Origin of the sequence: Bradyrhizobium sp. 2TAF36 (genome assembly GCF_052114925.1) — a bacterium.
Classification (GTDB): Bacteria; Pseudomonadota; Alphaproteobacteria; order Rhizobiales; family Xanthobacteraceae; genus Bradyrhizobium; species Bradyrhizobium barranii.
The window spans coordinates 1-1,312 of the sequence record NZ_JBFRFR010000233.1; the positions used below are offsets into that span (position 1 = coordinate 1).

General features: G+C 59.4%; 1 protein-coding gene. It reads left to right on the forward strand.

All coding sequences use genetic code 11. The features are described 5' to 3' along the window. Positions 1-1,276, forward strand: a 1,276-nt coding sequence (locus AB4Z51_RS44930; protein ID WP_441499768.1) for an IS701 family transposase, incomplete at its 5' end; no start/stop codon positions are given. Positions 1,277-1,312: the final 36 nt, after the last annotated feature.

Sequence of the window (1,312 nt, forward strand, 5' to 3'; positions counted from 1 at the left end):
GCCGTTCTTGGACCGGCTGGGTCATAAGACCCGGCAGCGGATGTGCCCTCTGTATGTTGCGGGACTGATCGGTCCTGGCGATCGCAAGAGCGTTCAGCCGATGGCGGAACGCCTTGCCACGAGCAACTACGACCAGTTGCACCATTTCATTGCGGACGGTGTCTGGGACGCGACGCCGCTGGAGACAGAGCTGCTCAACCAGGCGGACCGACTTGTCGGCGGCAGGGATGCGGTGCTGGTTATTGATGACACCTCACTGCCGAAGAAGGGTGAGCGCTCGGTCGGTGTTGCGGCTCAATACGCGTCGGCTCTCGGTAAAACGGCAAATTGCCAAACGCTGGTGTCTTTAACGCTTGCGCGCGGCGAAGTGCCAGTGATGGTCGCGTTACGTCTCTTTCTGCCTGACAGTTGGACAAGCGACATGTCTCGTTTGAAGCGCGCTCGCGTGCCAGTCGAACACCGAACGCCACGGTCCAAGCCGGAGATTGCTTTGGCCGAGATTGACCGCGCGATGGCAGCCAACGTGCGCTTTGGATGTGTGCTGGCGGATGCAGGATACGGCCTCAGCGCACCGTTTCGACAAGGGCTAACAGAGCGCGGGCTGGCCTGGGCTGTCGGCATCCCTCGGCACCTGAAAGTATATCCGGTCGATGTGAAGCTCATTTGGCCGATTACCAAAGTCCGCGGGAAACCACGAAAGCACCACGTGCCCGATATCTTATCGATTGCGGCAGAACAAATGCTGGCCAGCGCCAAATGGAAAACCGTGAGTTGGCGTAGCGGGACGAAAGGTCGGCTCAAAGCCCGATTTGCTGCTCTCCGTGTCCGGACCGCCGACGGCCCTCCGCAGCGGATATGGGATAAAGGTCAGCAGCATCTCCCAGGCGACGAAGCCTGGCTCATTGGCGAGCAACGCGCCTCGGGAGAGAAGAAATACTATCTCGCCAATCTTCCGGCGATGACGGATCTGCGCACGCTGGCAGCCACCATCAAGGCACGGTGGATTTGTGAGCAAGCGCATCAGCAGTTGAAGGAGGAGCTCGGACTTGATCACTTCGAAGGGCGATCATGGCAGGGTCTTCATCGCCACGCCCTGATGACAATGATTGCCTACGCCTTCCTGCAACACCGTCGCCTCGCACACGCGGGGCGGAAAAAAAAGAATCAACGGGCCTCCGCCCCAGCCAACCATGCCCGCCGTACGTCACGCCATCGTCGATCTCATCCTTCGGCCGCCGTCTCAGCAGTGCCCATATTGCCGAAAGCAAATCCTTGAAAAACAGGGGCGCAAACACATTCTGCCAAAGTAGTG